Source organism: Paractinoplanes bogorensis (genome assembly GCF_018829635.1).
GTDB lineage: Bacteria > Actinomycetota > Actinomycetes > Mycobacteriales > Micromonosporaceae > Actinoplanes > Actinoplanes bogorensis.
This window is the reverse complement of sequence record NZ_JAHKKG010000001.1, coordinates 113,076-137,401: the sequence shown is the minus strand read 5'-3', so window position 1 is coordinate 137,401 and position 24,326 is coordinate 113,076. Positions and strand designations below refer to the sequence as shown.

Sequence of the window (24,326 nt, the reverse complement as noted above, 5' to 3'; positions counted from 1 at the left end):
ATGAAATGCGTCAGGCGGCGGAGGTTTTGACCAGGGTGCGGATCTGGCGGAGCAGGACCGACAACGCGGCCAGCTCGGCCGGGGTGTTGGCGACGTCACCCATGGCGTTGGCGGCCCGGGCGATCGAGGCCGCGTTGACGCGTTCCCACTCCGAGATGCGTTCGTCGGCCGGCTCGCCGGACGGGGTCGACTGCAGCACCTCGGCCGTCAGGGCGGCCAGCGCCGCGTACAGGTCGTAGCGCAACGCCATCCGGGCCAGCGTCTGCCAGCGGTCGCCGCGGGGCAGGAACGAGATGTGCGACAGCAGCTGGTCGATGTGGAAGCGCTCGGACATCGCGAAGTACACGCTCGCCACCTCGACCGGCGGCTTTCCGGTGCCGTTGCCCGTCTCGAGGATGTCGAGCAGGCCGAAACCGTAGTTGCACCAGGTCACCCGCTCGGCCTGGTCCATCGGCACACCCCGGTTGACCAGGGTGGCGATGTGCTCGTCCATCGACCGGCGCTCGATACCGCGCAGCACCTGGGGCATCTGCGGCAGCAGCGACTGCACCCCGGCGCTGAGCTTGCTGATCTCGCCGGCCACGTCGAGCGGTGAGCGGCGGGTGCTGACCAGCCAGCGCACCGCCCGGTCGAGCAGCCGCCGCGACTCCAGGAAGACCAGCGTCTGGGCCTCGGTCGGCACCTTGTTGTCCAGGGCTTCGGCGTCGGCCCAGATCTGGGACAGCCCGTACGCCTCGCGGATCACCGTGAAGGCCCGGATCACGTCGGCCGCCGAGGCGCCGCTCTCTTCCATGGCGCGGAAGACGAACGACGTGCCGCCGCGGTTGACCACCTCGTTGACCAGGGCGGTCGCGATGATCTCGCGGCGCAGCCGGTGGCCCGCCATCCGCCCGGCGCACCGTTCACGCAGCGGCGTCGGGAAGTAGCGGGACAGCACCGCATTGGTCCAGGCCTCGTCCACGATCTCGTCGGCCAGCACCTCGCGCTCGAGACTGATCTTGACGTAGGCCAGCAGGACGGCGAACTCCGGATCGCTCAGCCCCTCGCCCGCGTCGTAGCGGGCGGCCAGCTCGGCGTCGGTCGGCAGCGCCTCCAGCTCGCGGTTGAGCTGGCCGCTCTCCTCGAGCTCGTTGAGCATCCGCCGGTGCACCGGCAGCAGCGAGTGGGCCTGGGCCCGGGCGTTCCCGAGCGCGTTGGCCTGCTCGTAGTTGTCCCGCAGGACCAGCGCCGCGACCTCGTCGGTCATCGCGGCCAGCAGCTCGTCGCGTTCCGGCAAGGTCATCTCGCCGTCGGTGACCATGCCGCCGAGCAGGATCTTGATGTTGACCTCGTGGTCGGAGCAGTCGACGCCGGCCGAGTTGTCGATGAAGTCGGTGAACACCTTGCCGCCGGACCGGGCGAACTCGATCCGGCCGCGCTGGGTCAGGCCCAGGTTGCCGCCCTCGCCGACCACCTTGACCCGCAGCTGCGAGCCGTTCAGCCGGATCGCGTCGCTGGCCTTGTCGCCGACCTCGGCGTGCGTCTCCGAGGTCGCCTTGACGTAGGTGCCGATGCCGCCGTTGAACAGCAGGTCGACCGGCGCCCGCAGGATGGCCCGCATCAGCTCGACCGGGCTGACGGCGGGCGCGTCACCGAGGTCCAGTGCGGCGCGCACCTCCGGGCTGACCGGGATCGATTTCGCCGTACGGGGGAAAATGCCCCCACCCGCAGAGATCAGCGACCGGTCGTAGTCGTCCCACGACGAGCGCGGCAGGTCGAACAGTCGCCGCCGCTCGGCATACGACGTGGCCGAATCCGGCGTCGGGTCGAGGAAGATGTGCCGGTGGTCGAACGCGGCCACCAGCCGGATGTGCTCGCTGAGCAGCATCCCGTTGCCGAACACATCGCCCGACATGTCACCCACGCCGACCACGGTGAAGTCTTCGGTCTGGGTGTCCACGCCCAGGTCACGGAAGTGCTTCTTGACCGACTCCCACGCACCGCGGGCGGTGATGCCCATCTTTTTGTGGTCGTAGCCGGCCGAGCCGCCGCTGGCGAACGCGTCACCCATCCAGAACTCGTGCGACACCGAGATCTCGTTGGCGATGTCGCTGAACGTCGCCGTGCCCTTGTCGGCCGCGACCACCAGGTAGGGGTCGTCGCCGTCGTGGCGCACCACGTCGCGCGGCGGCACGATCTTGCCGCTGAGGATGTTGTCGGTCACGTCGAGCAGCGCGGTGATGAAGCGCTTGTAGCACTCCACCGCCTCGTCGCGGTCGCCCGGCTTCTGCTTGAGCACGAAGCCACCCTTGGCGCCGACCGGCACGATCACCGCGTTCTTGACCATCTGCGCCTTGACCAGGCCGAGGATTTCCGTACGGAAGTCTTCGCGCCGGTCCGACCAGCGCAGACCGCCGCGGGCGACCGAACCGAAGCGCAGGTGCACGCCCTCGAACCGCGGCGAGTAGACGAAGATCTCGTACTTGGGCCGGGGCTGCGGCAGGTCGGGGATGGCCAGCGGGTCGAGCTTGAACGCCACGTACGACTTGGGCCGCCCGTCCGCGCCGCGCTTGAAGAAGCTGGTGCGCAGCGTGGCCTGGATCAGCGTCAGGTAGGACCGCAGGATCCGGTCCTGGTCGAGGCTGTCCACGTCGTCGAGCAGGCCGGTGATCTGCTCGACCAGTTCACCGGCGAGCCGGGAACGCTCGGACTCGCCGGCCTCGAGCCGGGGCGAGAACCGGGTCTCGAACAGCCGGACCAGCAGTCGCGCGATCTCGGGGTAGGCGATGAAGGTCGACTCGAGGTAGCGCTGCGAGAACACGCTCCCGGTCTGGCGCTGATATTTCGCGTACGCCCGCAGCACCACCACCTGACGCCAGGTGAGCCCGGCCCGCAGCACCAGTTCGTTGAACCCGTCGACCTCGGCCTCACCGCGCCAGGCGGCCGCGAACGCGTTCTCCACCTGCGGACGCACCTCGGCCAGCTCACGGTGGGCGGCCGGTGGCTGCAGCCCGAAGTCGTACAGGTAGACCGTGCCGTCGGTGCGGCGGATCTCGTACGGGCGCTCGTCGACCACCTGGACGCCGAGCGAGTGCAGCACCGGCAGCACGGCCGAGAGCACCATCGGCTCGCCGTAGCGGTAGACCTTGAACCGCACGTCGTGATCGTCCGGCTCGGGCGCCCCGTCGCGGCCGGGCCGGCGCTTGCGATACAGGTGCATCTCGAGCTGGCCCTCCTCTTCGAGCAGCTCGAGCTTGGCCAGATCCTGCATGCCCTCGTACGGGGTGTGGCCGTCCTTGTAGCTCTCGGGGTACGCCGACGAGTAGCGGGAGAACAGGTCGCGCGCCGCCTCCTCGCCCAGCTTGCGCTCGAGCACCAGCGAGAAGTCGTCGTCCCACATGCGGGTCGCGTCGGCCAGCAGCTCGGCCAGCGAGTTGGGGTCGATCGAGCCCGGCGGGTCGGACGGGTCGGTCCGCACGATGAAGTGCACCCGGGCCAGCATCCGCTCGGTCACCCGGGTCGTGTAGTCGACGCCCACGCCGTTCAGCTCGCGGAGCAGGATCTCCTGCATGCGCAGCCGGTTGCCGGTGGTGAACCGGTCGCGCGGCAGATAGATCAGGCACGAGATGAAGCGGCCGTAACCGTCGCGGCGCAGGAACAGGCGCAACTGGCGGCGGCCGGCCATCCGCAGCACCCCGATGACCGCCTCGTACAGGTCATCGGTCTTGATCTGGAAGAGCTCGTCGCGCGGATACGTCTCCAGTATCTGCAGCAGATCTTTGCCCGAGTGCCCGCGTGGTGACAGGCCGGAGCGGTCGAGCACCTCGCGGACCTTGCGCTTGACCACCGGCAGCTCACGCACGCTGGTGCGGTAGGCCGACGAGCTGAACAGGCCGAGGAAGCGGCGCTCGCCGACCACCTCGCCCGACTCGTTGAACACCTTGACGCCGATGTAGTCGAGGTAGGCCGAGCGGTGCACGGTGGCCCGCGAGTTGGCCTTGGTGATCACCAGCAGGCGCTTCTCGAGCGCGCGGTGGAACGCCTCGTCGGCCATCGTGGAGAGCCGGCGCGGGGCGCTGTCGCCGCGCAGGATGCCCAGCCCGGTGCCGGGCACGGCGGTCAGCACGTCACCGTCGAGCTGGTATTCGCGGTAGCCGAGGAACGTGAAGTGGTCGTGGGCCAGCCACTTGAGCAGCTCGATCGAGTCGGTGACGTCCTTGTCGGGGACCGGCAGCTTGCGCTCGACGCCACGGGCGGCGGCCAGCTCGTCGGCGATGACGAGAGCACGCTGCCGCATGCGGGGCCAGTCCTCGACGGCGTCCCGCACGTCGGTCAGCACCCGCCGCACCTCGTTGAGCAGCTGCTCCCGGGCCTCGGCGCTGCGGATCGGATCGAGCTCGATGCGGATCCAGCTCTCCACCGTGTCGCCGTCGATCGCGTCGTCGGGCTCGACCTCGGCACAGAGCTCGTTCAGCGCGCCGAGCGGCTCACGACGCACCACGATCAACGGGTGCACCAGCAGATGCACCTGTTGCTGATGCGCGGAGAGCAGGGCGATCACGGAGTCGACCAGGAACGGCATGTCATCGGTGACGACCTGCAGGATCGAGTGGTACTCCGACCCGGTCGGCGGCGTGATCGCGAGCTTCAGCTCGCCCGGCAGGCGGGTCGCGGCCAGCTCGCGGTGGCTGATCGCGGCGTCGTACATCTCCTGCGGGGTCAGCCCCACCAGCTCTTCGTCCGGCGCGAACCGCCAGTAACGCCCGACCAGGGAAGCCGTGGCATGGTCGGTGCCCGCCACCTCCACGGCCTGGGCGATGAGCCGTTCCCCGTTGGGCAACGTCTCGTCGAGCTCACCCTCCTCGGCACTGGTCCCGAGGCGGCCGGTCAGGGCCAGGCCCGGTCCGGCGATGAGATCCTGGTCGGCATCGGATTCGGTCGCTGCCTCATCGGCGACAGCCATGGTCTGGCGCTCCCCTCACCCACGACACTGTGGGTTCGAACGTGTCCCGCACAGCCTAGAACCCCGCGTGGAACGCGCGGACAGGCGCGGGGTGAAAGGTCCGAAGGGCGGGAGAATTTGACCTTCGGGTCAGCGGGGCGTGCGTCCGTTCACTACCGTCACCCTCGTTCCCGGCTTTATGGCGATACCCGTTGAAAGGGGCCCTCATGCACCTCCACGTGCGGCGCGCGATCGGAGCGGCGGCCACCGTCGCGCTGGTGGCGGGCGCCCTGGCCGGGTGCTCGAAGGACGGCCCCGACGGCACGATCGACGACTTCGTGGCCGGTTGGAAGGCCGGTGACCTCAGCAAGATCGGATTCGTCGGCGCCGATGGCGGCAAGATCGCGGCGCCGGCCGTGCTGGAGCAGATCAAAGAGGTCTCCGGCGACCTGGCCAAGCAACCGCTGACGGTCACCGCCACCGGCGATCCGAAGACGACCGGCGACAACGCGACCAACACCCTCAAGCTCGACTGGACGCTGCCGGGCGACATCAAATGGTCGTACGAGAGCACCCTGCGACTGACCAAGCAGAGCAGCGACGGCTGGCGTGTGGTGTGGGAGCCGTCGGTGCTGCACAACGAGCTGACCAGTGGCGACAAGTTTCAGGTGAAGCGGCTCCGGGCCGACCGGGCGAGCATCCTCGACGCCGCCGGCAAGCCGATCGTCACCCCGCGCCCGGTGGTGATGGTCGGCGTCGAACCGCAGCGGGTCACCGATCTGGCCGCCCTGCGCACCGGGCTGGCCGCCGAATTCAAGAAGATCGGCGTGACGGTCGACACGGCCAACCTGGCCGATCGGGTCAAGAACGCCGACCCCGGCGCCTTCGTCGACCTGATCACGCTGCGCGAGCCCGACTACAACAAGATTCGCCCCGGCCTGCGCGCACTCAACGGCACGGTGTTCATCAAGGAGAACCGCAACCTCGCGCCGACCAGGGTGTTCGCCCGCGCGCTGCTCGGTACGGTCGACGCCGCGACCGCCGAGGACATCCAGAAGAACCCGCAGACCCTCGCTCAGGGCGACACCGTTGGTCACGGCGGCCTGCAGCAGAAGTACGACGGCGTGCTGCGCGGTACGGCCGGCATCTCGGTCGCGATCAGTGGAGGCACCTCCGGGTCCGGGGACAATGCGGACACTGCACCTAAGTCGGTCTTCACCACGGATCCGGTGGCCGGCAAATCGGTTAAAACCACCATTGACGTACGCACGCAGAACGCGGCCGACCAGGCCCTGAGCACCCAGAAGCAGGCCAGCTCACTGGTCGCGATCAAGGTCAGCGACGGCTCGGTGCTCGCGGTCGCCAACGGCCCCGACGGCGGCACGGTCAACACCGCGCTGACCGGCCAGGTCGCCCCCGGTTCCACGTTCAAGGCGGTTTCCGCGTACGGGATCCTGCAGAAAAAGGTAGCCACGGCCGACACCACAGTGGCCTGCCCCAAGAACGCGGTCGTGGCCGGTCGCCAGTTCAAGAACTCCCACGACGAGGCCCTCGGCAACGTTCCGTTCCATGTGGACTTCGCCAAGTCGTGCAACACGGCCTTCGTCGGCTTGTCGTCCAAGCTGGGCGCCGACGGCCTGAACTCGGCTGCCTCGTCACTCGGCCTCGGCGGAAAGTGGGACCTGGGTGTGGACGCGTTCAGCGGCAAACTCTCCCCCGCCAACACCCCGACCGAACTCGCCGCAGCCACCTTCGGCCAGGGCGCAACCGCGGTGAGCCCGCTGGCCATGGCGGGCGCAACCGCCGCGATCGCGCGCGGCCAGTTCAAGCAGCCAACCTTGGTGCTCGACCCGGCCCCCGCCGCCCCCGCCGCCGACGGTTCGCCGCTGGACACGGCCGCCGTGACCGCCCTGCGCAAGATGATGCGCGAGGTCGTCACGGCCGGCACCGGCACGGCGCTGCGCAGCACCCCCGGAGGCGCAGTCTTCGGCAAGACCGGAACGGCCGAGTTCAGCGAGGGCACCGAGGACACGCACTCGTGGTTCATCGGCTACCAGGGCGACGTGGCTTTCGCCGTCATGGTCGAAAAGGGCGGCGCAGGTTCCGAGGCCGCAGTCCCCATCGTCAACCGTTTCCTGACCACCCTGGCCGCCAAGTAGCCGATAGCCCTACTGCACCAGTCGCCGCCAACTGCCTGTGTCCACAGTGCGGAGTTATCCACAGGCCAGCCGGCACCGAAACGCAAAGATCGCCCAAATCCCCGATAATGGTTGCGGGGGTCGCCCCCTTGGGAGGGTGGGCTCTGTGGTGATCGCCTAGGCAAGATCGGCCGGCGGGCTCGGTCGGGTCAGGTGATGTCGGCTGGGGTGTCGGAGCCCAGGTCGAAGGCGGGGCGCTGGATCGGGAGCGAGAACGGCTCCTGCTCCTCGGGTGATCGCGGGCGCAGCATGCCGGGGCGGGTCGCGGGCAGTGGCGCCGAGTCGAGCAATGGGGCCTGGCCTAGTGGGCGGGGCACCAGGCTGGCCGGGGGCTCGCCGTTCACCGGGTCGGGATCGTCCAGCAGTTCGGCTTCGCCCACCGGCTCGGCTTCGCCGGTCGGCTCAGGCTCGTCCAGCGACTCCGCATCTCCGGGCGTCGCGGGCTGATCGGCCCGGGAGGAGTCGACGGCGGTCGGCTCGACTTCGACGGCACCTGCCACGTCGGCCGGGTCTGATTCGGTCTCGTAGGCGGCGGCTTCGGCCGGGATTTCGCCGGCCTCATCGACACCGGCCAGCGTGCTGTCGGGGATCGCCACATCGTCGGCGATGCCCTCGGACATGCCGGCGGCGGCCAGAGCCACGCTGGACGCTGCGGCGTTGGCCCGGCGCTCTCGTTCGGCGTCGTCGGGCTCGGTGGCTGCGGCCGGCTGCGGTCGGCGCAAACCGCCCGGCCGGGCGTCGCCACGGTTGAAGCCCGCTATCAGCGACTCGGTCCGGCCCACCCGGTTGACACCGGAACGGGGGCGCAGCAGTCCGGACGAGCCCGTCACCGCCGGACGAGAGTCGGCGTCGTCGGTATCGGGCTCCGGCTCAGAGTCGGGACGCGATCGTTCCAAGCCGGTTCGCAGGGCGCCGAGACCGCCCAGCCGAGGCCGTGACCCGTCCAGACCGAGCGCCTGGTCGAGACTCGCCCGCGACCCCGGGGAACCGGCCACAACCTGGTCGGCGTCGTCGTCGGGCTCCGGGGCGGGAGCGGCGGCCTCGGTGTTGTTCAGGTCGGCGCGGGCCGCCACCAGGTCGGGGCGCAACGGCACCGTGTGGGCGTTGGCCAGGCCGGCCGTGATTGCGTTGACGATCTCGGACGCGTAGGAGCCGTCTGTGTCGTAGTCCGGGTCGAAGACCGTGATCTCGACGCCCAGGCAGTGCGGCGACTCGACCAGGCCGGCCAGCAGGATCTCGAGCTCGGGAAAGGCGATCCCGCCGGGCGAGGGTGCGTCGACCGCCGGCATCACGGCCGGGTCGAGCACGTCCACGTCCATGTGCACCCAGTAGCCGGCGCAGTCGACCAGCTGCTCGCGCGCCCACTGGGCACTGCGCGCCGCGCCCTCGGCCCGCAACGCCGGCACCGGCCGGGTCACTATGCCGGCCGCCTGCAGGTCGAGGCGGTATTCGTCTTGGGCACGGATGCCCATCACCACCACGTCGACGTCGCGGAAGTAGGGGCGGCGGCCCTCGATCGCGGCCAGGTCGGCCTGGCCCCGGCCGGTCACCAGCGCCAGGTCCTCACCTGCGGCAGCGCCCACATAGGAGGCGTTGCCGGGGTGCCGGAAGTCGGAGTGCCCGTCGACGAAGACCAGGCCGATGCGCCCGCCGACCGACTCGCCGAGCCGGTGCATGGCCACCCCGGACCCGAGCAGGATCGAGCAGTCGCCGCCGAGGATCACCGGGAACTCACCCGCGTCGAGGATCGCGCCGATCCGGTCGGCCAGCGCTCGCGAGTAGGCCGCGATCTGCGGCGCCATGGCCACCCCGTCGCCCGGCCGCCAGTCGCCCACGTCGTAGCGGGGCGGGGTCAGGCAGCCGGCGTCGCGGGCGTTGAGCTTGGTCAGCAGGCCGTGGTCGCGCAGCGCCCCGGGCGCCTTGGCGCAGCCCGGCACCGACGTCACGGTCGGCGGGCGCAGACCGAGATTGGACGGTGCGTCGAGGACGGCGATGCGGCGCACGGGGCGGCTCCCTGCCTAGAAGAGGGCGCTGGCCAGGGCCCGGCGGGCCGAGGCGACCGCGGGGTCGTCCGGGCCGGCCACGCTGAACAGCGAGAGCAGATGCTTCCGTACGGCGTCGCGCTCATCGCCGGACGTCCGCTTGACGAGGGCGACGAGCCGAGCGTAGGCCTTGTCCGCCTCCCCGCTCAGCACCTCGACGTCGGCGGCGAGGCGCTGTGCGTCGATGTCGTCGGGGGCGGCCTCGGCCTTGGCGACGGCGCTCGCCGCGTCGCCGCCGGAGATCCGCCGGTAGAGCTCGACCTGGGCCAGCCCGCTCTCGGCGGCGGCGTCGGCCGGGTGCTCGGCCAGGATCTTGCGGTAGGCCGCCTCGGCCTCGTCGAGGTCGCCGCCCATGAGCGCGTCGTCGGCGGCGTCGAGACGCGGGTCCTCCGGGGCCTCGACCGAGATGCCGCCCGCCTTGAGCACGGCGTCGACATATTGCTTGACCTGGGACTCGGGCAGCACGCCGGTGAAGCCCTCGACGAGCTGACCGTTGACGACCGCGACCACCATCGGGATGCCCTGTACCCGCAGCGCCTGGGCCAGGCGGGGGTTCGCGTCCACATCGACCTTGCCCAGCACCCAGGAGCCGCCGCCCTCGTGGGCCAGCCGCTCGAGGATCGGCGACAGCTGCTTGCAGGGCTCGCACCAGTCGGCCCAGAAGTCGAGGATGACCGGGGTGCTCAGGGACCGCTCGAGGACGGCCGTCTGGAAGTTGGTCTCGGTGACGTCGATGATCGTCTCGGGGGCCACACCGCCGGGCAGACCGCCGGGGATGGGGCTGGACGGGCCGTCGGGGGCGGCGCTCTCGGCCGGTCGGCTCGCCGACGACGGGGACGGCGCCGGGGCACGCAGCGCGCTGAGATCGACCGCGCCGCGGGTGAAGATCGACGGAGTGGTCCGTGGGTCGCTCATGGTTACCTAGTCTCGCACGCTGACAAGGCACTTCGCCGCGCCCCGAGGCAGCTGATATCGGACGTCACAAGAGCATGGTGCGGCGGCGACTTTTTGTCCGGAAGATTCAGAATCGAGCGGGCTCCCGATAGATGCCCCACTCGTCCTTCAGCGCCCCACAGATCTCGCCGAGAGTCGCCTCGGCGCGAGCCGCCTCGAGCATCGGAGGGATCATGTTCTGCCCGCTGCGGGCCGCGGCCACCATGAGGTCGAGGGCGGTTTTTACCCGTACGGGATCACGCTCTGATCGCCGTGCCCCCAGCGCCCGGTTCTGCTCGATCTCGACCTCGTGCGACACCCGCAGGATCTCGAGCTCCTTGGCCACGGTGGCGGTGTGCGCGTTGACGCCGACAGTCCGCTTCTCGCCCTTCTCGACCGCCTGCTGATAGACGAAGGCCGCCTCGGCGATGTTGGCCGTGAACCAGCCGTCCTCGATGCCGCGCAGGATGCCCGCGGTGATGCTGCCGTCGTCGCCCAGCTCACGGATGCGCGCGAAGATCTCCTCGGCCTCGGCCTCGATGCGGTCGGTCAGCTCCTCGAGATACCAGGAGCCGCCGAGCGGGTCGGCCACGTTGACCACACCCGTCTCCTCCATCAGCACCTGCTGGGTGCGCAGGGCGATCTCGGCCGACTCGTCGGTGGGCAGCGCCAGCGTCTCGTCGAGCGCGTTCGTGTGCAGCGAATTGGTGCCGCCCAGGACTGCGGCAAGAGCTTCCACCGCCGTACGGACGACGTTGTTGACCGGCTGTTGAGCCGTGAGCGAGACCCCGGCGGTCTGCGTGTGGAACTTCAGCCACAACGCCTTCTCGCTGGTCGCGCCGTAGTCGTCACGCAGGTGGCGGGCCCAGATGCGGCGGGCGGCCCGGAACTTGGCGATCTCTTCGAAGAAGTCGATGTGCGCGTCGAAGAAGAAGCTCAGCCCGGGCGCGAACTGGTTGACGTCGAGCCCCCGCGACAGGCCGAGTTCGACATAGCCGAAACCATCGGCCAGGGTGTACGCCAGTTCCTGCGCGGCGGTCGAGCCGGCCTCGCGGATGTGGTAGCCGCTGACCGAGAGCGGCTTGTAGCGCGGGATCTCGGCCGCGCAGTATTCCATCAGGTCGCCGATCAGGCGCAGGTGCGGCTCGGGCTGGAAGAGCCATTCCTTCTGCGCGATGTATTCCTTGAAGATGTCGGTCTGCAGCGTGCCGTCGAGCTTGTGCAGGTCGGCGCCCTGGCGCTCGGCGGCGACCAGATACATCACGAAGATCGGCACGGCCGGGCCCGAGATCGTCATGCTGGTCGTGGTCCGCTCGAGGTCGATGCCGTCGAAGAGCACTTCCATGTCGGCCGCGGAGTCGATCGCGACGCCGCAGTGGCCGACCTCGCCGCCCGACTGCGGGTCGTCGGAGTCGCGGCCCATCAGCGTCGGCATGTCGAACGCGACGCTCAGCCCGCCGCCGCCGTTGGCCAGGATCATCTTGTAGCGCTCGTTGGTCTGCCGCGCGTTGCCGAAGCCGGCGAACTGCCGGATCGTCCAGGTGCGCCCGCGGTAGCCGGTCGGATAGAGCCCCCGCGTGTACGGGAATTCGCCCGGCCAGCCGATGCGGTCGAACCCGGGGTAGGCGGTGTCGCCGGGCGGCCCGTAGACCGGCTCGACCGAGGCACCGGACAGGGTGGTGAAGTCGGCGTCCCGCTTGCGCGCGGCGTCGTAGCGACGCTGCCAGCGCTCCCGCCCGGCCGCGATGTCGGCTGCATCCATGTCCGCCATCCTAGGGCGAAACCTGAACGATCGCTAAGGCCAATCGTCGCCAGCCGTTGACGAGACTGCGCCCACGGGCCATCGCATCATCCGTGGACTGCGCATCCCGGTCTCGTCGACATCCGGATTTCTCCACTCGCCGGCAACGAGCCGGTCCCTGAGCCACTGAACAGTGAGCGCCGGGCCGCCCTCCAGGTCCGGCCATTCGCACAAACGTGCCGTATCGATCGCCATGCGGTGGTGTCCACCGCCAACGCCCTCACCGTGCGAGAAGGCTCTCCTCGCCCACCGGGTGAGCGAGACGTGGAAGGCATTTCGCGAGGCGCGGAAGGATTGAGGCACAGCGAACACCAGCCCCAGGTCGGTAGAGATCTGGGGCTGGCCTATCGGCCGATGCGGTACGGCGTCGCCATTCGGCCGGGGTTTGCTCCGACGTGCGGCGCGGTCAGGACGCGCCCCTCAGACGAGGACGTCGAGCGCGTGGTAGAGCCGCGACGTCGTGGAATCGATCTGCACGAGACGCGAGGCCGGCAGACCCGACGTGACGGCGACCCGCCGCTCGGCCGCGGCCCGGGTCAGCAGCATGCCGACCTGGGACGATGCGCGGTCGAGGGACGCCTGCCGGATCAGCTCGTCGAACGGGTCCATCTCGAGCGTGTCGTCGGTGCTGGTCTTGCGGTTCGTCTTCGCCGTCACCGTGGCCGTGCGCACCGCCGTGGCGGCATCGCGGGCCAGGTTGTCGGCGTAGGCCGCGGTCGGCTGCACGGCGGCCACCGCGGGCACGGCCGGCTGCGGCACCGTGGCCGCGGCCGGGTCGACCGGCTTCGCCGTGGACTGCAGGACGGTCGACTGGAGCACCGCCGACTGCAACACAGGGTGAAGATAGGTGGCCGTCGTGCCGGTTGCACGGGGGAACGTCACTGGGTTGACCATGGCGCCCCTCCTCTCGTGACGAAGACGTGTTCCCAGCTTATGGCGTTGCCGGGCGGTTGCCGATCGGGTCAACGGGGGGTGTGCCCGGTCAACCTAACGCTCACCGAATGTGACCGAAAAACACTCAAGCCACGCGGTGGTCGTAGATCCACGCCTGCGGGTCGCCCTTGCGATAGAGCATCTTCATGACGAGCGGGAACATCGCGTCACGGATCGCCGCCCCGACCGGCCCGGCCGTCTTGCCGCTGCCGTTGCGCCGGCCGACCGCCACCACCTTTTCCACCCGGGACCGGCGGCGCTGCTCGTAGTCCGAAAGCCCGGCCGCCACATCAGAACCCGCGGGCAGGCACAGGCCGAGCGTCGCGCCGTCTTCGAATGCCATCGACGCGCCCTGACCGGACGAGGGCGCCACCGCGTGCGCCGCATCGCCGATCAGCACCACCCGACGCGACCGCCACACCGGCACCCGCCGCAGGTCGTCGGTGTTCCACGGGCCGAGCACCTCGGGCGTGGCCCGGATGATGCCGGCCGCCGGAAACGCGTCATCGGCGAACAGCTCGATCAGATGTGCGCGCCAGGACGACGGCGTGAAGTCGCCCGGCCGCACCGGCTCCTTGCGCGGCGGGTTCGCGAACCACCACACCGTGCCGTCGGGCGCCGACGTCCAGCCGAAGAACGCCTTCCGGCCGAATGCCATGTGCACCATGCCCGGCTCGGTCGACCCCACCGGCCGGTCAGTGAAACCCCCGGCGTTCAGCAGCCCGAGATAGGTGGGCGCCGGGCCGGTGGGATCGAGAACGGAACGCGTCCGCGATCGAATCCCGTCCGCCCCGACCAGCAGTTCGCCGTCGGCGCCGGATCCGTCGGCGAACCGGACGGACACACCACCGGGCTCCTCGGTGAAATCGCGCAGGCCCTTCCCGTACGAGATGGGAATGCCCCTCGCGACCACGGCCGAGCGGAGTGCCGAGTAGAGGCCGACGCGCCGGATCGTGGTGGTCATCGGCCCGCCGAGCGACAGCACGCCCAGATCTCGCCCGGCCCCGTTGGTCATGGTCAGCGAGGGAGTCGGGAAGCCGGCCGCCAGCACGACGGCGGGATCGAGCCCGAGGGCACGCAGGGCGGACACACCGTTGACGGCCACGGTGAGGAACGCACCCCGCTCGTCGGCGTCGTGCGCCCGCGCCTCGAACACCTGGGGCGCCCAGCCGGCTCGATCGAGGGCGAGCGCGGCGACGGTGCCGGCGATGCCCCCGCCGGCGATCAGAGCAACTGGTTTAGTCATGTCATGACTATCCATCTCATGACTAAGAGTCGTCAACCCCTTAGGCTTGTCGCGTGGCCGTCACCGAACCGCGTCGCTCGACGCTGGGCATGCTGCTGCTGGCGCTGCTCATGGAGGCGCCCATGCACCCCTACCGGATGCAACAGATGATCAAGGAGCGAGGCCAGGACCAACTGGTCAACGTGGCCCAGCGCAACAGCGTCTACCAGGCCCTCGACCGCCTGGTGCGCGACGGGCTGGCCCGCCGGCTGACCACCGCGCGGGAGGCCGGCCGGCCCGAACGCACGGTCTACGAGATCACCGACGAGGGCACGGCCACGATGCGTCGCTGGCTGGCCGCCGCACTGCCGACGCCGGCGCGCGAGTTCCCGGAGTTCCCGGCCGCGCTCGCCTTCCTCTCGGTGCTGGCGCCCCACCACGCCCGCGAACTGCTCGCGCAGCGCTCCGAGGCTCTCGAGGACAAGCTGGCCAAGATCCGCGAGGTCGCGCCCCCGGGTCTCCCCCGGATCTTCCTGATCGAGGACGAATACCGGGCCGCCCTGCTCACGGCCGAGATCACCTGGCTCAAGAGCGTGGTGGCCGACCTCGACGCAGGCCGGTTCACCTGGGATCTCCAGCTGATCCAGGAGACGCTGGCGGAATTCGGTTAAAGGGCCTCAGAGGCCCTTGATGAGCTCGTCGGCCGCCGCGTACGGGTCGATCGCCCCCGCCGCCACGGCAGCGGCCAGCGCGCTCAGGGCCGTCCCCGAGCGCAGGTCACCGATGCGGGCCCGCAGCACGCCGAGCGCGATCGCCTCGACCTCGACCGCGGCCCGGCGCTCGCGACGGGCCTGCAACCGGCCCGACTGATCGAGCCAGCCGTGGTGCTTGTCGATCGCGGCGACGATGTCGTCGATGCCCTCGCTCTTGACCGCGGTCGACCGCACGACCAGCGGCCGCCAGTCGCCCGGACCACGTTCGCCGAGGCCGAGCATGCCCTGGATGTCGCGGTAGGTGGCGTCGGCGCCGGGCCGGTCGGCCTTGTTGATCACGAAGACGTCGGCCACCTCGAGCACGCCCGCCTTGACCGCCTGGATCGCGTCGCCCATGCCCGGCGCGAGCAGCACCAGGGTGGTGTCGGCGAGCGAGGCGATCTCGACCTCGGCCTGCCCGACGCCGACGGTCTCGACCAGGATCACCTCACAGCCGGCGCCCTCCAGCACGCGTACGGCCTGAGGGGTCGCCGCGGCCAGACCGCCCAGCTGGCCCCGGCTCGACATCGAGCGGATGTAGACGCCCGGATCGGTGGTGTGGTCCTGCATCCGGATCCGGTCGCCCAGGATCGCCCCGCCGGTGAACGGGCTCGACGGATCGACCGCCAGCACCCCCACCCGCTTGCCGCTCCGCCGCAGCTCACGCACCAGCTCATTGGTCGTCGTCGACTTGCCCACGCCGGGCGAGCCGGTGAGACCGACGATCAAGGACTTTCCCGCGTACGGCGCGAGCGTCGCCGCAACCTCAGGGAGCTGCGGATCGCCGTTCTCGACCAGACTGATGAGCCGGGCCACCGAGCGCGCGTCACCGTCCCGCGCCTTCGCGACGAGCGCGGGAATGTCGTGTCGACCCACGTCTAAGCGGCCTTGATGATCAGTGCGTCGCCCTGGCCGCCACCGCCGCAGAGCCCGGCCGCGCCGTAGACCCCGCCGCGGCGCTTGAGCTCGAGCGCCAGGGTGAGCACGAGCCGGGCGCCGGACATGCCGATCGGGTGGCCGAGCGCGATCGCGCCGCCGTTGACGTTCACGATCTCCTCGTCGACCTTGAGGTCGCGCATGGACTGCAACACCACCTGGGCGAAGGCTTCGTTCATCTCGATCAGATCGAGATCATCGACGGTCAGACCGGCCTTGTCCAGCGCGTGCCGGATCGCGTTGGCCGGCTGCGACTGGAGCGAGTTGTCCGGCCCGGCCACGTTGCCGTGCGCCTTGATCTCGGCCAGCCAGGTCAGCCCGAGCTCCTCCGCCTTGGCCTTGTTCATCACCACGACCGCGGCGGCACCGTCCGAGATGGGCGACGAGCTGCCGGCCGTGATCGTGCCGCCCGGGGTGAACGCGGGCCGCAACTTGGAGAGCGACTCGGCGGTCGCGTCGGGGCGTACGCCCTCGTCGGTGTCGACCACCGGGTCGTCACCGCGCTCGCCCGACCGCACCGGCACGATCTCTTCGGCGAAGCGGCCCTCGCGCTGCGCGGCGGCCGCCCGCTGGTGGCTCAGCGCGGCGAACGCGTCCTGCTCGGCCCGGGTGATGCCCAGCGTCACACCGCTGCGCTCGGTCGACTCGCCCATCGAGGTGCCGTCCCACGGGTCGATCAGCCCGTCGTACGCGGTGTGGTCGCGCACCAGCACGTCGCCGAACTTCACGCCCTGCCGCTGGGTCATCAGCAGGTGGGGCGCGTTGGTCATCGACTCCATGCCGCCGGCCACCACGATGTCGAACTCACCGGCCCGGATCAGCTGGTCGGCCAGGGCGATCGCGTCCAGCCCGGACAGGCACACCTTGTTGACCGTGACGGCCGGGGTGCTCATCGGAATGCCGGCGGCGACCGCGGCCTGCCGGGCGGTGATCTGCCCGGCCCCGGCCTGCAGCACCTGCCCCATGATCACGTATTGCACCTGGTCGGGACGGACGCCACCGCGCGCCAGGGCGGCCTCGATCGCATAGCCGCCGAGCGTCGTGGCCTGCACGTTCTTGAGGTTGCCGAGCAGGCGGCCCATCGGGGTCCGGGCGCCGCTCACGATCACCGAGCTGGTCACGTCAACTTTCCGATCTGCTGAGCGGAACATCTGGGGGGATGTAGGGGGGACCACCGGTTGGCCTTAACGGCCGTTTAGGCCAGACTAATAGGATGACCCAGCCTCCACCTAGTGCCGCCGGACCCGAGAATCTCACATTCGGCGAGGTAGGACTGCTTCGCATTGATCACGTGGGCATCGCCGTGCCCGACCTGGACGAGGCGTTGCTCTTCTATACCCAGGTTCTCGGCATGCGCTGCGTCCACGAGGAGACCAACGAGGAGCAGGGCGTCCGGGAGGCGATGGTGGCGGTCGGCGACGGCGACGGCCCCCGGCTCCAGCTGCTGGCCCCGGCCCGGCCCGACTCGACGATCGCCAAGTTCCTCGACCGCAGCGGCCCCGGCCTGCAGCAACTGGCCTACACGGTGGCCGACGTCGAGGCCGCCTCGGAGGCCTTGCGGGCCCGCGGGCTGCGCCTGCTCTACGACAAGCCGCGCCGGGGCACAGCCGGTTCGCGGATCAACTTCGTGCACCCCAAGGACGCCGGCGGCGTTCTGGTGGAGTTGGTGGATCCTGCGTAGCTTCGTACGCCTTACGGATGAATCATCCTGACTAGCGGTCGGCGGCCTGGCAGGATCTCGGGGCATGGCGGGCGGCCGCTCCGGCCGTCGCGAGACGATCATCACCCGAACCCCGGATACAGCAGGTGACGCCGGGGCGAACACGGGCGGCCACCCGGGTGAGACCTGGCGGCCGAACGGGCGACCCGCGTGCTGCGGGCCAGCTCAAAGCTGATCTACGTGTCTTTTCCGTGTCCGTTCCGCTCTTGCGTGGCTCGTGTGTCTTCGCCAGGATGGCCCAATGCCCCAGCAGCAGGATCAGAATCTGGCGTTTTTCGACACCGCGAACTCCCAGCACGACTTCACTGTGGTGCTCCGTGGATATGACCGTGGGCAGGTGGACGCGCACCTCGGCCGCCTGGTCGCCGCGCTGAACCAGTCCGAGCAGGCCCGCGGTGAGGCCGAGCAGCGGATGAACGACGCGCAACGCCGGCTGCGCCAGGCCGAGCAGCGCCTCAACGCGGTGGAGCAGAAGCTCGCCGACAGCAACAAGCTGCTGGAGGAGAACAACCGGCCGACGCTCTCCGGGCTGGGCACCCGGGTCGAGCAGATCCTGCGGCTGGCCGAGGAACAGGCGAACGACCACCGGAGCGAGGCGAAGCGAGAGTCCGAGGGCATCCTCTCCGCCGCCCGCCTCGAGGCCCGTGAGATCACCGACAAGGCGCGCGCCGAGGCGGCCGCGATGAAGGCCACCGCCGAGCGCGAGGCCGGCCAGGTCCGCACCCACGCCGAGCGTGAGGCGGCCGAGGCCCGGGTGCAGGCCCGCCGCGAGGCCGACACGCTGCGCTCCGACGCCGACCGCGAGACCAAGCAGCTGCGCACGGTCACCGCGCACGAGGTGGCCGAGCTCAAGTCGACCGTCGAGCGGGAGGTCGCGTCGCTGCGGGCCACCGCCGAGCGCGAGATCACCCAGCAGCGGGCCAAGGCGTCGCGCGAGGCGGAAGAGAAGCGCGCCGAGGCGACCAAGCTGCTCACCGACGCCCGCGACAAGCGCGACAAGGACCTGCAGTCCCTCGCGCTCGAGATCGCCGAGCGTCGCGAGAAGGCCGAGCGCGAGGAGTCGCAGCGGCACGCGGCCCAGGTCAGCGCCACGCAGAAGATGGTGGCCGAGGCCGAGGAGCGCGCCCGCGCCGCCGAAGACCGCTCCAAGGAGATCTCGCAGCGGGCCGAGCAGCGCCGCATCGAGTCGGAGCGCAACGCCACCGAGACCACCGACAAGGCCCGGGCGCTGTCCGAGAAGACGGTCGGCGAGGCCCGGTCCGAGGCTCAGCGCCTGCTCAGCGAGGCCCGCACTGAGGCCGAGCTGACCACCCAGGCCGCCAAGCGCGAGGTGGAAGACCTGACCCGCCAGAAGGACGCGGTCACCAACCAGCTCGGCCAGATGCTCTCCGGTCTGTCCGGCCTGGTGCCCGGCGTCGGCCCGGCCAAGGCGGCCGAGGTGGTGGCCAAGGCGGCCGAGGCCGCTCCGGCCCAGCGGGCCACCGAGGCGGGCAAGCCCGAGGCGGCCGAGGCCCCCAAGCCGATGCCGGCCAAGACCAACTCCTGATCCCTCTCGACCCGGGCGCCGCCGGTTGCGCCACCCCTCGGGGTGCGCGACCGTAGTGGGCGCCCGGCGTCGTTGTTCATCGATGCGGGCCGTATCGGAGTGACTCCGATACGGCCTCACTCGTTTCGCGCTTGGCCGTGTTTCGGCACCCGTGCCGGGTGGGCATAGCCTTGCTCCGGCACGAGACGGGCGCCGGCGCAAGCCGGGTCAGACATATCACAACTAGACGCGTATTCCGCCCGAGTGGGTGTGTATCCCCCTGAGGCTGGACGTCGCGTATGTGAGGATGGGAAGCATGTCCCACGGCGGTGAAATTCTCGGTCTCGGCGGAGACGCACCCACCGAACCCAGCTTCGACATCGCCATAAGGGGCTTTGAACGCAAGCAGGTCGACCGCTACGTCGCCCGCGCCGAAAACGAGATCGCCGCGCTGGCGGCCGAGCGCGAGCAGGCGTACGCGCAGATGCAGGCGATGAACGCGCAGATCGAGCGTCTCCAGCAAGAGATCGTGCAGGCGCGCAAGCAGGTCGGCCCGGGTCCCGAGGTCTCCTTCCGTCACCTGGGCCCGCGGGTCGAGCAGATCCTCACGCTGGCCGAGGAGCAGGCCGAGGCGATCAAGGCGTCGGCCACCGACGACATCGCCGCCCGCCTGGCCGAGGCCGAGCGGGTGCGGGCCGAGGCCGAGGCGCACGCGCACAACGGCATCCGCGACTTCGAGATCGCGCTGGCCGCCCGCCGCGCCGAGGAGGAGCGGGCCGACCAGGCCAAGCGGGCCGCCTCGGAAAAGGCGCTGGCCGCCACCCGGCAGTCGGCCGAGCAGATGCGCACCGAGGCCGAGACCACGCTGGAGCGGGCGCGCACCGACGCCCAGCAGGCCACCGAGAAGGCCGCCCAGCAGGCGCACCGCACCCGCGCCGAGGCCGACGGTTACGGGCAGTCCACCCGCATGCAGGCCGATCAGGAGATCAAGGCGCTGCGCGACAAGACCCAGCACGAGGTGGCCGGCCTGCGCGCGGCGGCCGAGCGCGATGCGGCCGAGCAGCGGGGCGCCGTCGAGCAGGAGACCGCGCAGAAGCGTCAGACCCTCACCCAGGAGCTGGCCCAGATGCGCGCGGCGGCCGAGAAGCAGTGCGCCGACCTGCGCAGCGAGGCCGACAAGTACGCCGAAGAGGTGCTGCTCCGCTCGAACGACGAGGCCACCAAGGCCCGCAACGAGATCGCCGGGCAGCAGGACAAGATCGTCGAGGCCGGCCGCGAGCTGGAGGCCGCCCGGGCCAAGGTCACCGAGGCCGAGCGCGACCTGGCGGCGGCTCAGGAGCGGGCCCGGGCCGGGTCCGACGAGGCCGCCCAGGTGCTCCAGCGGCTGGCCGACACCCGCAAGCAGCTCGAGACCGAGCAGGCCCGGGTGGCCGAGGCCAAGCGGGCGGGCGAGGCCGCCGAGCGACGCGCCGCCGACGTCCGCCGCCAGGTGCAGAAGGAAGCGAAGCGGGTGGCCGAGCTGGCCGCCGCCGCCGTGATGGCCGCCGCCAACTCGCCCGAGGAGCCCGACGACACCGCGGACGAGCCGGCCACCGACGGATCGGTCGGGGCGCACGCGGCCGACAAGCCCGCCGACAAGCCGGCCGGTCAGCACGCCGCCGTCGAGAAGCCGGCCGACAAGCCGACGGGTCAGCACGCCGCGGTGGAGAAGCCGGCCGAGAAGCTCGCAGCCGGCAAGCCCGCGGGCACGCCGACCAAGGTCACCGCTTCGGCGAAGGTCACCGTGCCGCCCGCGTCCCGGGTCGGGGTCGACGCCGAGTAATGCGAGTGGCGGCCCGGGCCGCACAGCGATAACGTCCCCGCCGAGACCGTGCGGACGACCTGACCTACCGGCTCACCCACCGATGTGGAGGATCCGGGTGGCCCGGGAAGACGACGAGACCCCGCAAGCGGAGGACGAAGCCCTCGAGCCGGTGGCCGAGGATCACCTCGCGGGCCGGTTCGGCCGGCCCGGACCGCCGCTCGACAGGCGCAACCCGTTCATGATCGGCCTGCTCGGCGGGCTCGGGCTCGCCGTCGCGTACGGGATCTTCTCGGGTCTGCGTAACGCGGCCGGCATCCTGGTCCTGATCTTCATCGCGCTGTTCCTGGCGATCGGGCTCAACCCCGCGATCGTCCGGCTGCGCCGCTGGGGTGTGCCCCGCGGGTTCGCGGTCGCGATCGTCGCGCTGACCGTGGTGGCGCTGCTCACCGGTGGCATCGTCGCGCTGATCCCGCCGCTGGTGCAGCAGACCACCCAGCTGGTCGAGAACGTGCCCGAATACATCCAGAGCCTGCAGCGCAACCAGACGATCAACGAGCTCGTCCAGCGCTACGACATCGTCAACCGGGTGAGCAGCGCGCTCAACGCGGGCACGGTCGGCAACGCGGTCGGCGGCGTGGTCGGCGTGGGCCGGGTGCTCGCGGGCACGGTGTTCAACATGCTCACCGTGCTGGTGCTGACGATCTATTTCATGGCCTCGTTCGACCGCATCCGTGAGACGGGTTACTCGCTCGTGCCGGCGTCACGGCGGGTGCGCGTACGGCTGCTGACCGACGAGATCCTCACCAAGGTCGGCGCCTACATGGTCGGGGCGCTGTCGATCGCGGTGCTGGCCGGCGCGAGCACCTGGCTGCTGGCCGTGATCCTCGGGCTGGCCTACCCGTTCGCCCTGGCCGTGGTCGTGGCCATCACCGACCTCATCCCGCAGATCGGCGCCACCCTGGGCGCCGTCATCGTGAGCCTGGTCGGCTTCGCCTCGTCGCTGTCCGACGGCATCGTGTGCGCGGTGTTCTTCATCCTCTATCAGCAGATCGAGAACTACCTGATCTATCCGAACGTGATGCGCCGCTCGGTCAAGGTCAGCGACGTCGCGGCCGTGGTCGCGGCCCTGCTCGGGGTGGCGCTGTTCGGCGTGATCGGGGCGCTGGTGGCGATCCCGATGGTGGCCGCGATCCAGCTGATCATGCGCGAGGTCGTCGTCCCGAGCCAGGAGGCCCGCTGAACCACCGGCCTTGACCGCATACTCAGATAATCTTTATATTGCCTCGCATGGTCACCACCGGGCTTCGGCTCTACCGACTGATCCTGCGCACGTACCCGAAGGGGCCGCGCCGCGAGGAGCTCTACGGCACCCTGGTCGAGAAGGGACGGCCGAGCCTGCGCGAGGCGGCCAACCTGATCCGCTGGGGTCTGCGGGCCCGGCTCGGGCGGCCGCGCAGCCGGATGGTGGTCGTGGTCGCCACGCTGGTGGCCCTCATGGCCGGGCTGTTCACCGCGGCGATGGCGTCGCGCCTGGCGGTGGAGGTGAGCCCGGCGGCCCTGCCCGACGCGGCTCAGCTGACCGGCATTCAGCAGGTGGTCAGCCCCGGGGCGCAAGATGTCGAGTTCGTCCGAGCCGATGGCGTGCTGGTCCAGGACGTCGACCAGGTGACCTACGGCAGTGCCGGCTATCGCTCGCGTAACACGGCCGAGACCCGTGACCGCACGGCTTACCTGGCCGGTCTGCAGACCCGCCTGCGGGCGGACGGATGGCACATCGACGAGACGTACCTCGACGACGAGCGGATGTGGCTGGACGCGCGGCGGGGGTCGTGGCTGATGTCGGTGGAGACCGACGCCGACGAGATCTTCGTCGACCCGGAGAACGCCCGGCCGCTGGGCGTCGAGGTGAGCCGCGTCATCCCGCGCTGGGTCGACGTGGTGGCCGCCGCCGGGGTGCTGCCCGGGCTGCTCATCGGGTGGCTGCTGACCGGGTGGGTGAGCCGGCGCACCGAGCACGACCCGGGCGCCTCGGCCCGCGTCAAGATCTTCACCGCGGTCGCGTTCGTGCTGGTCTCGCCGAATCTCGGGCAGGCCGCTGTGATGTTCGGCGGGAGCATGCTCGGCGGCTCGTCGTGGGCGCCGTTCTGGGCGCCCCTGATCTACCAGTACGAGCTGGGCCTGCTGCAGGTGGCCGGCACCGTTGCCGCACTCGCGATCCTGCTCGACGCTCTGCTGGCCGGCCGCGGCGTCAGTCGGTCTTGGGCATGGGCACGTCGCTGAAGGCGGCGACGGTCCGGTCGGCGTAGGCGTTCATGTCGCCGGTCTCCATCGGACCGTCCCACGTCCGCGGCAGCGGCACCTCGACACCCGGGGCGACCCGCTGGACGACCTGGTCGAGCACCTTCTCGGCGTCGCCCACCCAGAGGTGCTTGGCCCCGGCCATCGGCACGACCTCGGCGTGCGGGACGGCGGCGAACCGCTCGATCGCCTCGGCCGGGCGCAGATAGTCGTCGAACTCGGGGATGAGCGCGGTCAGCGGCTTGCCGTCGGCGGCCCACTCCTTGAGGTGCTCGGGCTGGGAGTAGCGCAGCGGCGGCGACAGCAGGATCGCCCCGGCGACGGCCGGCTCGAGCCCGTGCATGAGCGTCAGGTCGGTGCCGAACGACCAGCCGAGCAGCCAGATGTTCGGCAGATCGGCGAACTCGGCGTATTCGACCGCGGCGGCCACGTCGTAGCGCTCGTCGACCCCGGCCGAGAACGTGCCCTCGCTGGTGCCGCGCACGCTCGAGGTGCCGCGGCTGTTGAAGCGCAGCACGGCGATCCCGGCCAGGGCGGGCAGACGCCACGCGGCCTTGCGGAAGACGTGACTGTCCATCATCCCGCCGTGCGTGGGCAGCGGGTGCAGGCAGACCAGGGTGGCCACCGGGTCGCGGTCGAGCGGGCGGGCCAGCTCACCGACCAGGGTCAGACCGTCGGCGGTCGCCAGCTCGATGTCCTCGCGGTGCGCGGGCAGGATCGAGTTGGCGCGGATGGGAGAGCTCATCTGAATGACTAAGCCTTCAGTCGTGTTCGGGTGGAGGGCGGGGCGGTCGGATGGGTCATCCATATCTCGGGGCGTTGCGGGAGCGCTCGACACCCGGGCTGCGGCGGTCGCGCGCCTTCCAGCAGCCGGTATGCCAGTGGCGGCGGTCGGTGAGGTCGCCGCTGCCGTCGACCGGCCACGCCACGACATGGGCCACGCCGGGCCGGATCTGCTGCATGCACCCGGGGCAGAGGTACGTCTTCACGGCCGCCCCGCCGAAGATCGACCGGACCATCCAGTCGCCGTCCTGCCACTGCTGGACACCCTCGATGCCCCGGCGGGTGCGCTCGTCGGTCAGCTCCCGTGGCGGCTCGGCCGCGGGACCGCGGCGGCGGGGGCTGTTCCGGCGTGGGCTCACATTTACCAGCGTACGGGTAACGCTGATCACCTTCCCAGCGGAGAGCCCGACGGGAAACCGGGTGGTGACTCGCGGGTAACAAGCGAATTAGACTCG

The 24,326-nt window shown here is 70.6% G+C and carries 16 protein-coding genes and 1 pseudogene; 7 read left to right on the top strand and 10 right to left on the bottom strand.

Going from position 1 to position 24,326, the window contains the following annotated elements; all coding sequences use genetic code 11:
- Nucleotides 1-10: 10 nt before the first annotated feature.
- Entirely contained in the window at nucleotides 11-4,942 is a 4,932-nt protein-coding gene (locus KOI35_RS00670) for an NAD-glutamate dehydrogenase (RefSeq protein WP_215784009.1), read from the bottom strand.
- A gap of 206 nt (nucleotides 4,943-5,148) precedes the next feature.
- On the opposite strand from KOI35_RS00670, the gene KOI35_RS00665 reads away from it, so the two are divergent.
- Nucleotides 5,149-7,080 carry a penicillin-binding transpeptidase domain-containing protein gene (locus KOI35_RS00665; protein WP_215784008.1) on the top strand — a complete coding sequence of 644 codons (1,932 nt, stop codon included), beginning with the start codon at nucleotides 5,149-5,151 and terminating at the stop codon, nucleotides 7,078-7,080.
- Nucleotides 7,081-8,135: 1,055 nt separating this feature from the next.
- Here the strand turns inward: KOI35_RS00665 and KOI35_RS46980 are convergent.
- The 5 genes and pseudogenes from KOI35_RS46980 to KOI35_RS00640 form a co-directional block, all read right to left on the bottom strand.
- Nucleotides 8,136-9,122 (bottom strand): annotated as a pseudogene (locus tag KOI35_RS46980) (arginase family protein); the annotation flags it as partial.
- A gap of 15 nt (nucleotides 9,123-9,137) precedes the next feature.
- On the bottom strand, nucleotides 9,138-10,076 hold the full coding sequence (locus KOI35_RS00655; RefSeq protein ID WP_215784006.1) for a tetratricopeptide repeat protein: 939 nt from the start codon (nucleotides 10,074-10,076) through the stop codon (nucleotides 9,138-9,140).
- A gap of 106 nt (nucleotides 10,077-10,182) precedes the next feature.
- Nucleotides 10,183-11,856: a coenzyme B12-dependent isobutyryl-CoA mutase large subunit gene (gene icmA, locus KOI35_RS00650; RefSeq protein WP_215784005.1), complete on the bottom strand. Its 1,674-nt coding sequence runs from the start codon at nucleotides 11,854-11,856 to the stop codon at nucleotides 10,183-10,185.
- A 459-nt stretch (nucleotides 11,857-12,315) separates the two neighbouring features.
- Entirely contained in the window at nucleotides 12,316-12,729 is a 414-nt protein-coding gene (locus tag KOI35_RS00645; RefSeq protein ID WP_215784004.1) for a hypothetical protein, read from the bottom strand.
- 184 nt (nucleotides 12,730-12,913) lie between these two features.
- Entirely contained in the window at nucleotides 12,914-14,074 is a 1,161-nt protein-coding gene (locus KOI35_RS00640; RefSeq protein ID WP_215784003.1) for an FAD-dependent oxidoreductase, read from the bottom strand.
- 53 nt (nucleotides 14,075-14,127) lie between these two features.
- Between KOI35_RS00640 and KOI35_RS00635 the strand changes: the two genes are divergently transcribed.
- On the top strand, nucleotides 14,128-14,724 hold the full coding sequence (locus tag KOI35_RS00635) for a PadR family transcriptional regulator (protein ID WP_308120707.1): 597 nt from the start codon (nucleotides 14,128-14,130) through the stop codon (nucleotides 14,722-14,724).
- 6 nt (nucleotides 14,725-14,730) lie between these two features.
- Here KOI35_RS00635 and meaB read toward each other — a convergent pair whose 3' ends face one another.
- Together meaB and KOI35_RS00625 are read right to left on the bottom strand one after the other, a co-directional pair.
- Nucleotides 14,731-15,681, bottom strand: a complete 951-nt coding sequence (gene meaB / locus KOI35_RS00630; protein WP_215784002.1) for a methylmalonyl Co-A mutase-associated GTPase MeaB — start codon at nucleotides 15,679-15,681, stop codon at nucleotides 14,731-14,733.
- Nucleotides 15,682-15,683: 2 nt separating this feature from the next.
- Nucleotides 15,684-16,862 carry an acetyl-CoA C-acetyltransferase gene (locus KOI35_RS00625; RefSeq protein WP_438870575.1) on the bottom strand — a complete coding sequence of 393 codons (1,179 nt, stop codon included), beginning with the start codon at nucleotides 16,860-16,862 and terminating at the stop codon, nucleotides 15,684-15,686.
- A 92-nt stretch (nucleotides 16,863-16,954) separates the two neighbouring features.
- Here KOI35_RS00625 and mce point away from each other — a divergent pair, with 92 nt between their 5' ends.
- The 5 genes from mce to KOI35_RS00600 all read left to right on the top strand — a co-directional run bounded on the left by mce (nucleotide 16,955) and on the right by KOI35_RS00600 (nucleotide 23,070).
- Nucleotides 16,955-17,422, top strand: a complete 468-nt coding sequence (gene mce, locus KOI35_RS00620) for a methylmalonyl-CoA epimerase (RefSeq protein WP_215784000.1) — start codon at nucleotides 16,955-16,957, stop codon at nucleotides 17,420-17,422.
- A gap of 280 nt (nucleotides 17,423-17,702) precedes the next feature.
- The gene (locus KOI35_RS00615; RefSeq protein WP_215783999.1) at nucleotides 17,703-19,007 is read left to right on the top strand and encodes a DivIVA domain-containing protein; all 1,305 of its coding nucleotides are present in this window, start codon (nucleotides 17,703-17,705) and stop codon (nucleotides 19,005-19,007) included.
- Nucleotides 19,008-19,302: 295 nt separating this feature from the next.
- Complete coding sequence (locus KOI35_RS00610; protein WP_215783998.1) at nucleotides 19,303-20,808, top strand: coiled-coil domain-containing protein; 1,506 nt, start codon at nucleotides 19,303-19,305, stop codon at nucleotides 20,806-20,808.
- Nucleotides 20,809-20,905: 97 nt separating this feature from the next.
- Nucleotides 20,906-22,030: an AI-2E family transporter gene (locus KOI35_RS00605; RefSeq protein ID WP_308120704.1), complete on the top strand. Its 1,125-nt coding sequence runs from the start codon at nucleotides 20,906-20,908 to the stop codon at nucleotides 22,028-22,030.
- 47 nt (nucleotides 22,031-22,077) lie between these two features.
- A complete protein-coding gene (locus KOI35_RS00600; RefSeq protein WP_215783996.1) occupies nucleotides 22,078-23,070 on the top strand; it encodes a hypothetical protein in 993 nt (330 codons plus the stop codon).
- Here KOI35_RS00600 and KOI35_RS00595 read toward each other — a convergent pair.
- Nucleotides 23,039-23,833 carry an alpha/beta hydrolase gene (locus KOI35_RS00595; RefSeq protein WP_215783995.1) on the bottom strand — a complete coding sequence of 265 codons (795 nt, stop codon included), beginning with the start codon at nucleotides 23,831-23,833 and terminating at the stop codon, nucleotides 23,039-23,041. The genes KOI35_RS00600 and KOI35_RS00595 overlap by 32 nt on opposite strands.
- A gap of 55 nt (nucleotides 23,834-23,888) precedes the next feature.
- Complete coding sequence (locus KOI35_RS00590) at nucleotides 23,889-24,170, bottom strand: Rv1322 family protein (protein WP_215784726.1); 282 nt, start codon at nucleotides 24,168-24,170, stop codon at nucleotides 23,889-23,891.
- Nucleotides 24,171-24,326: the final 156 nt, after the last annotated feature.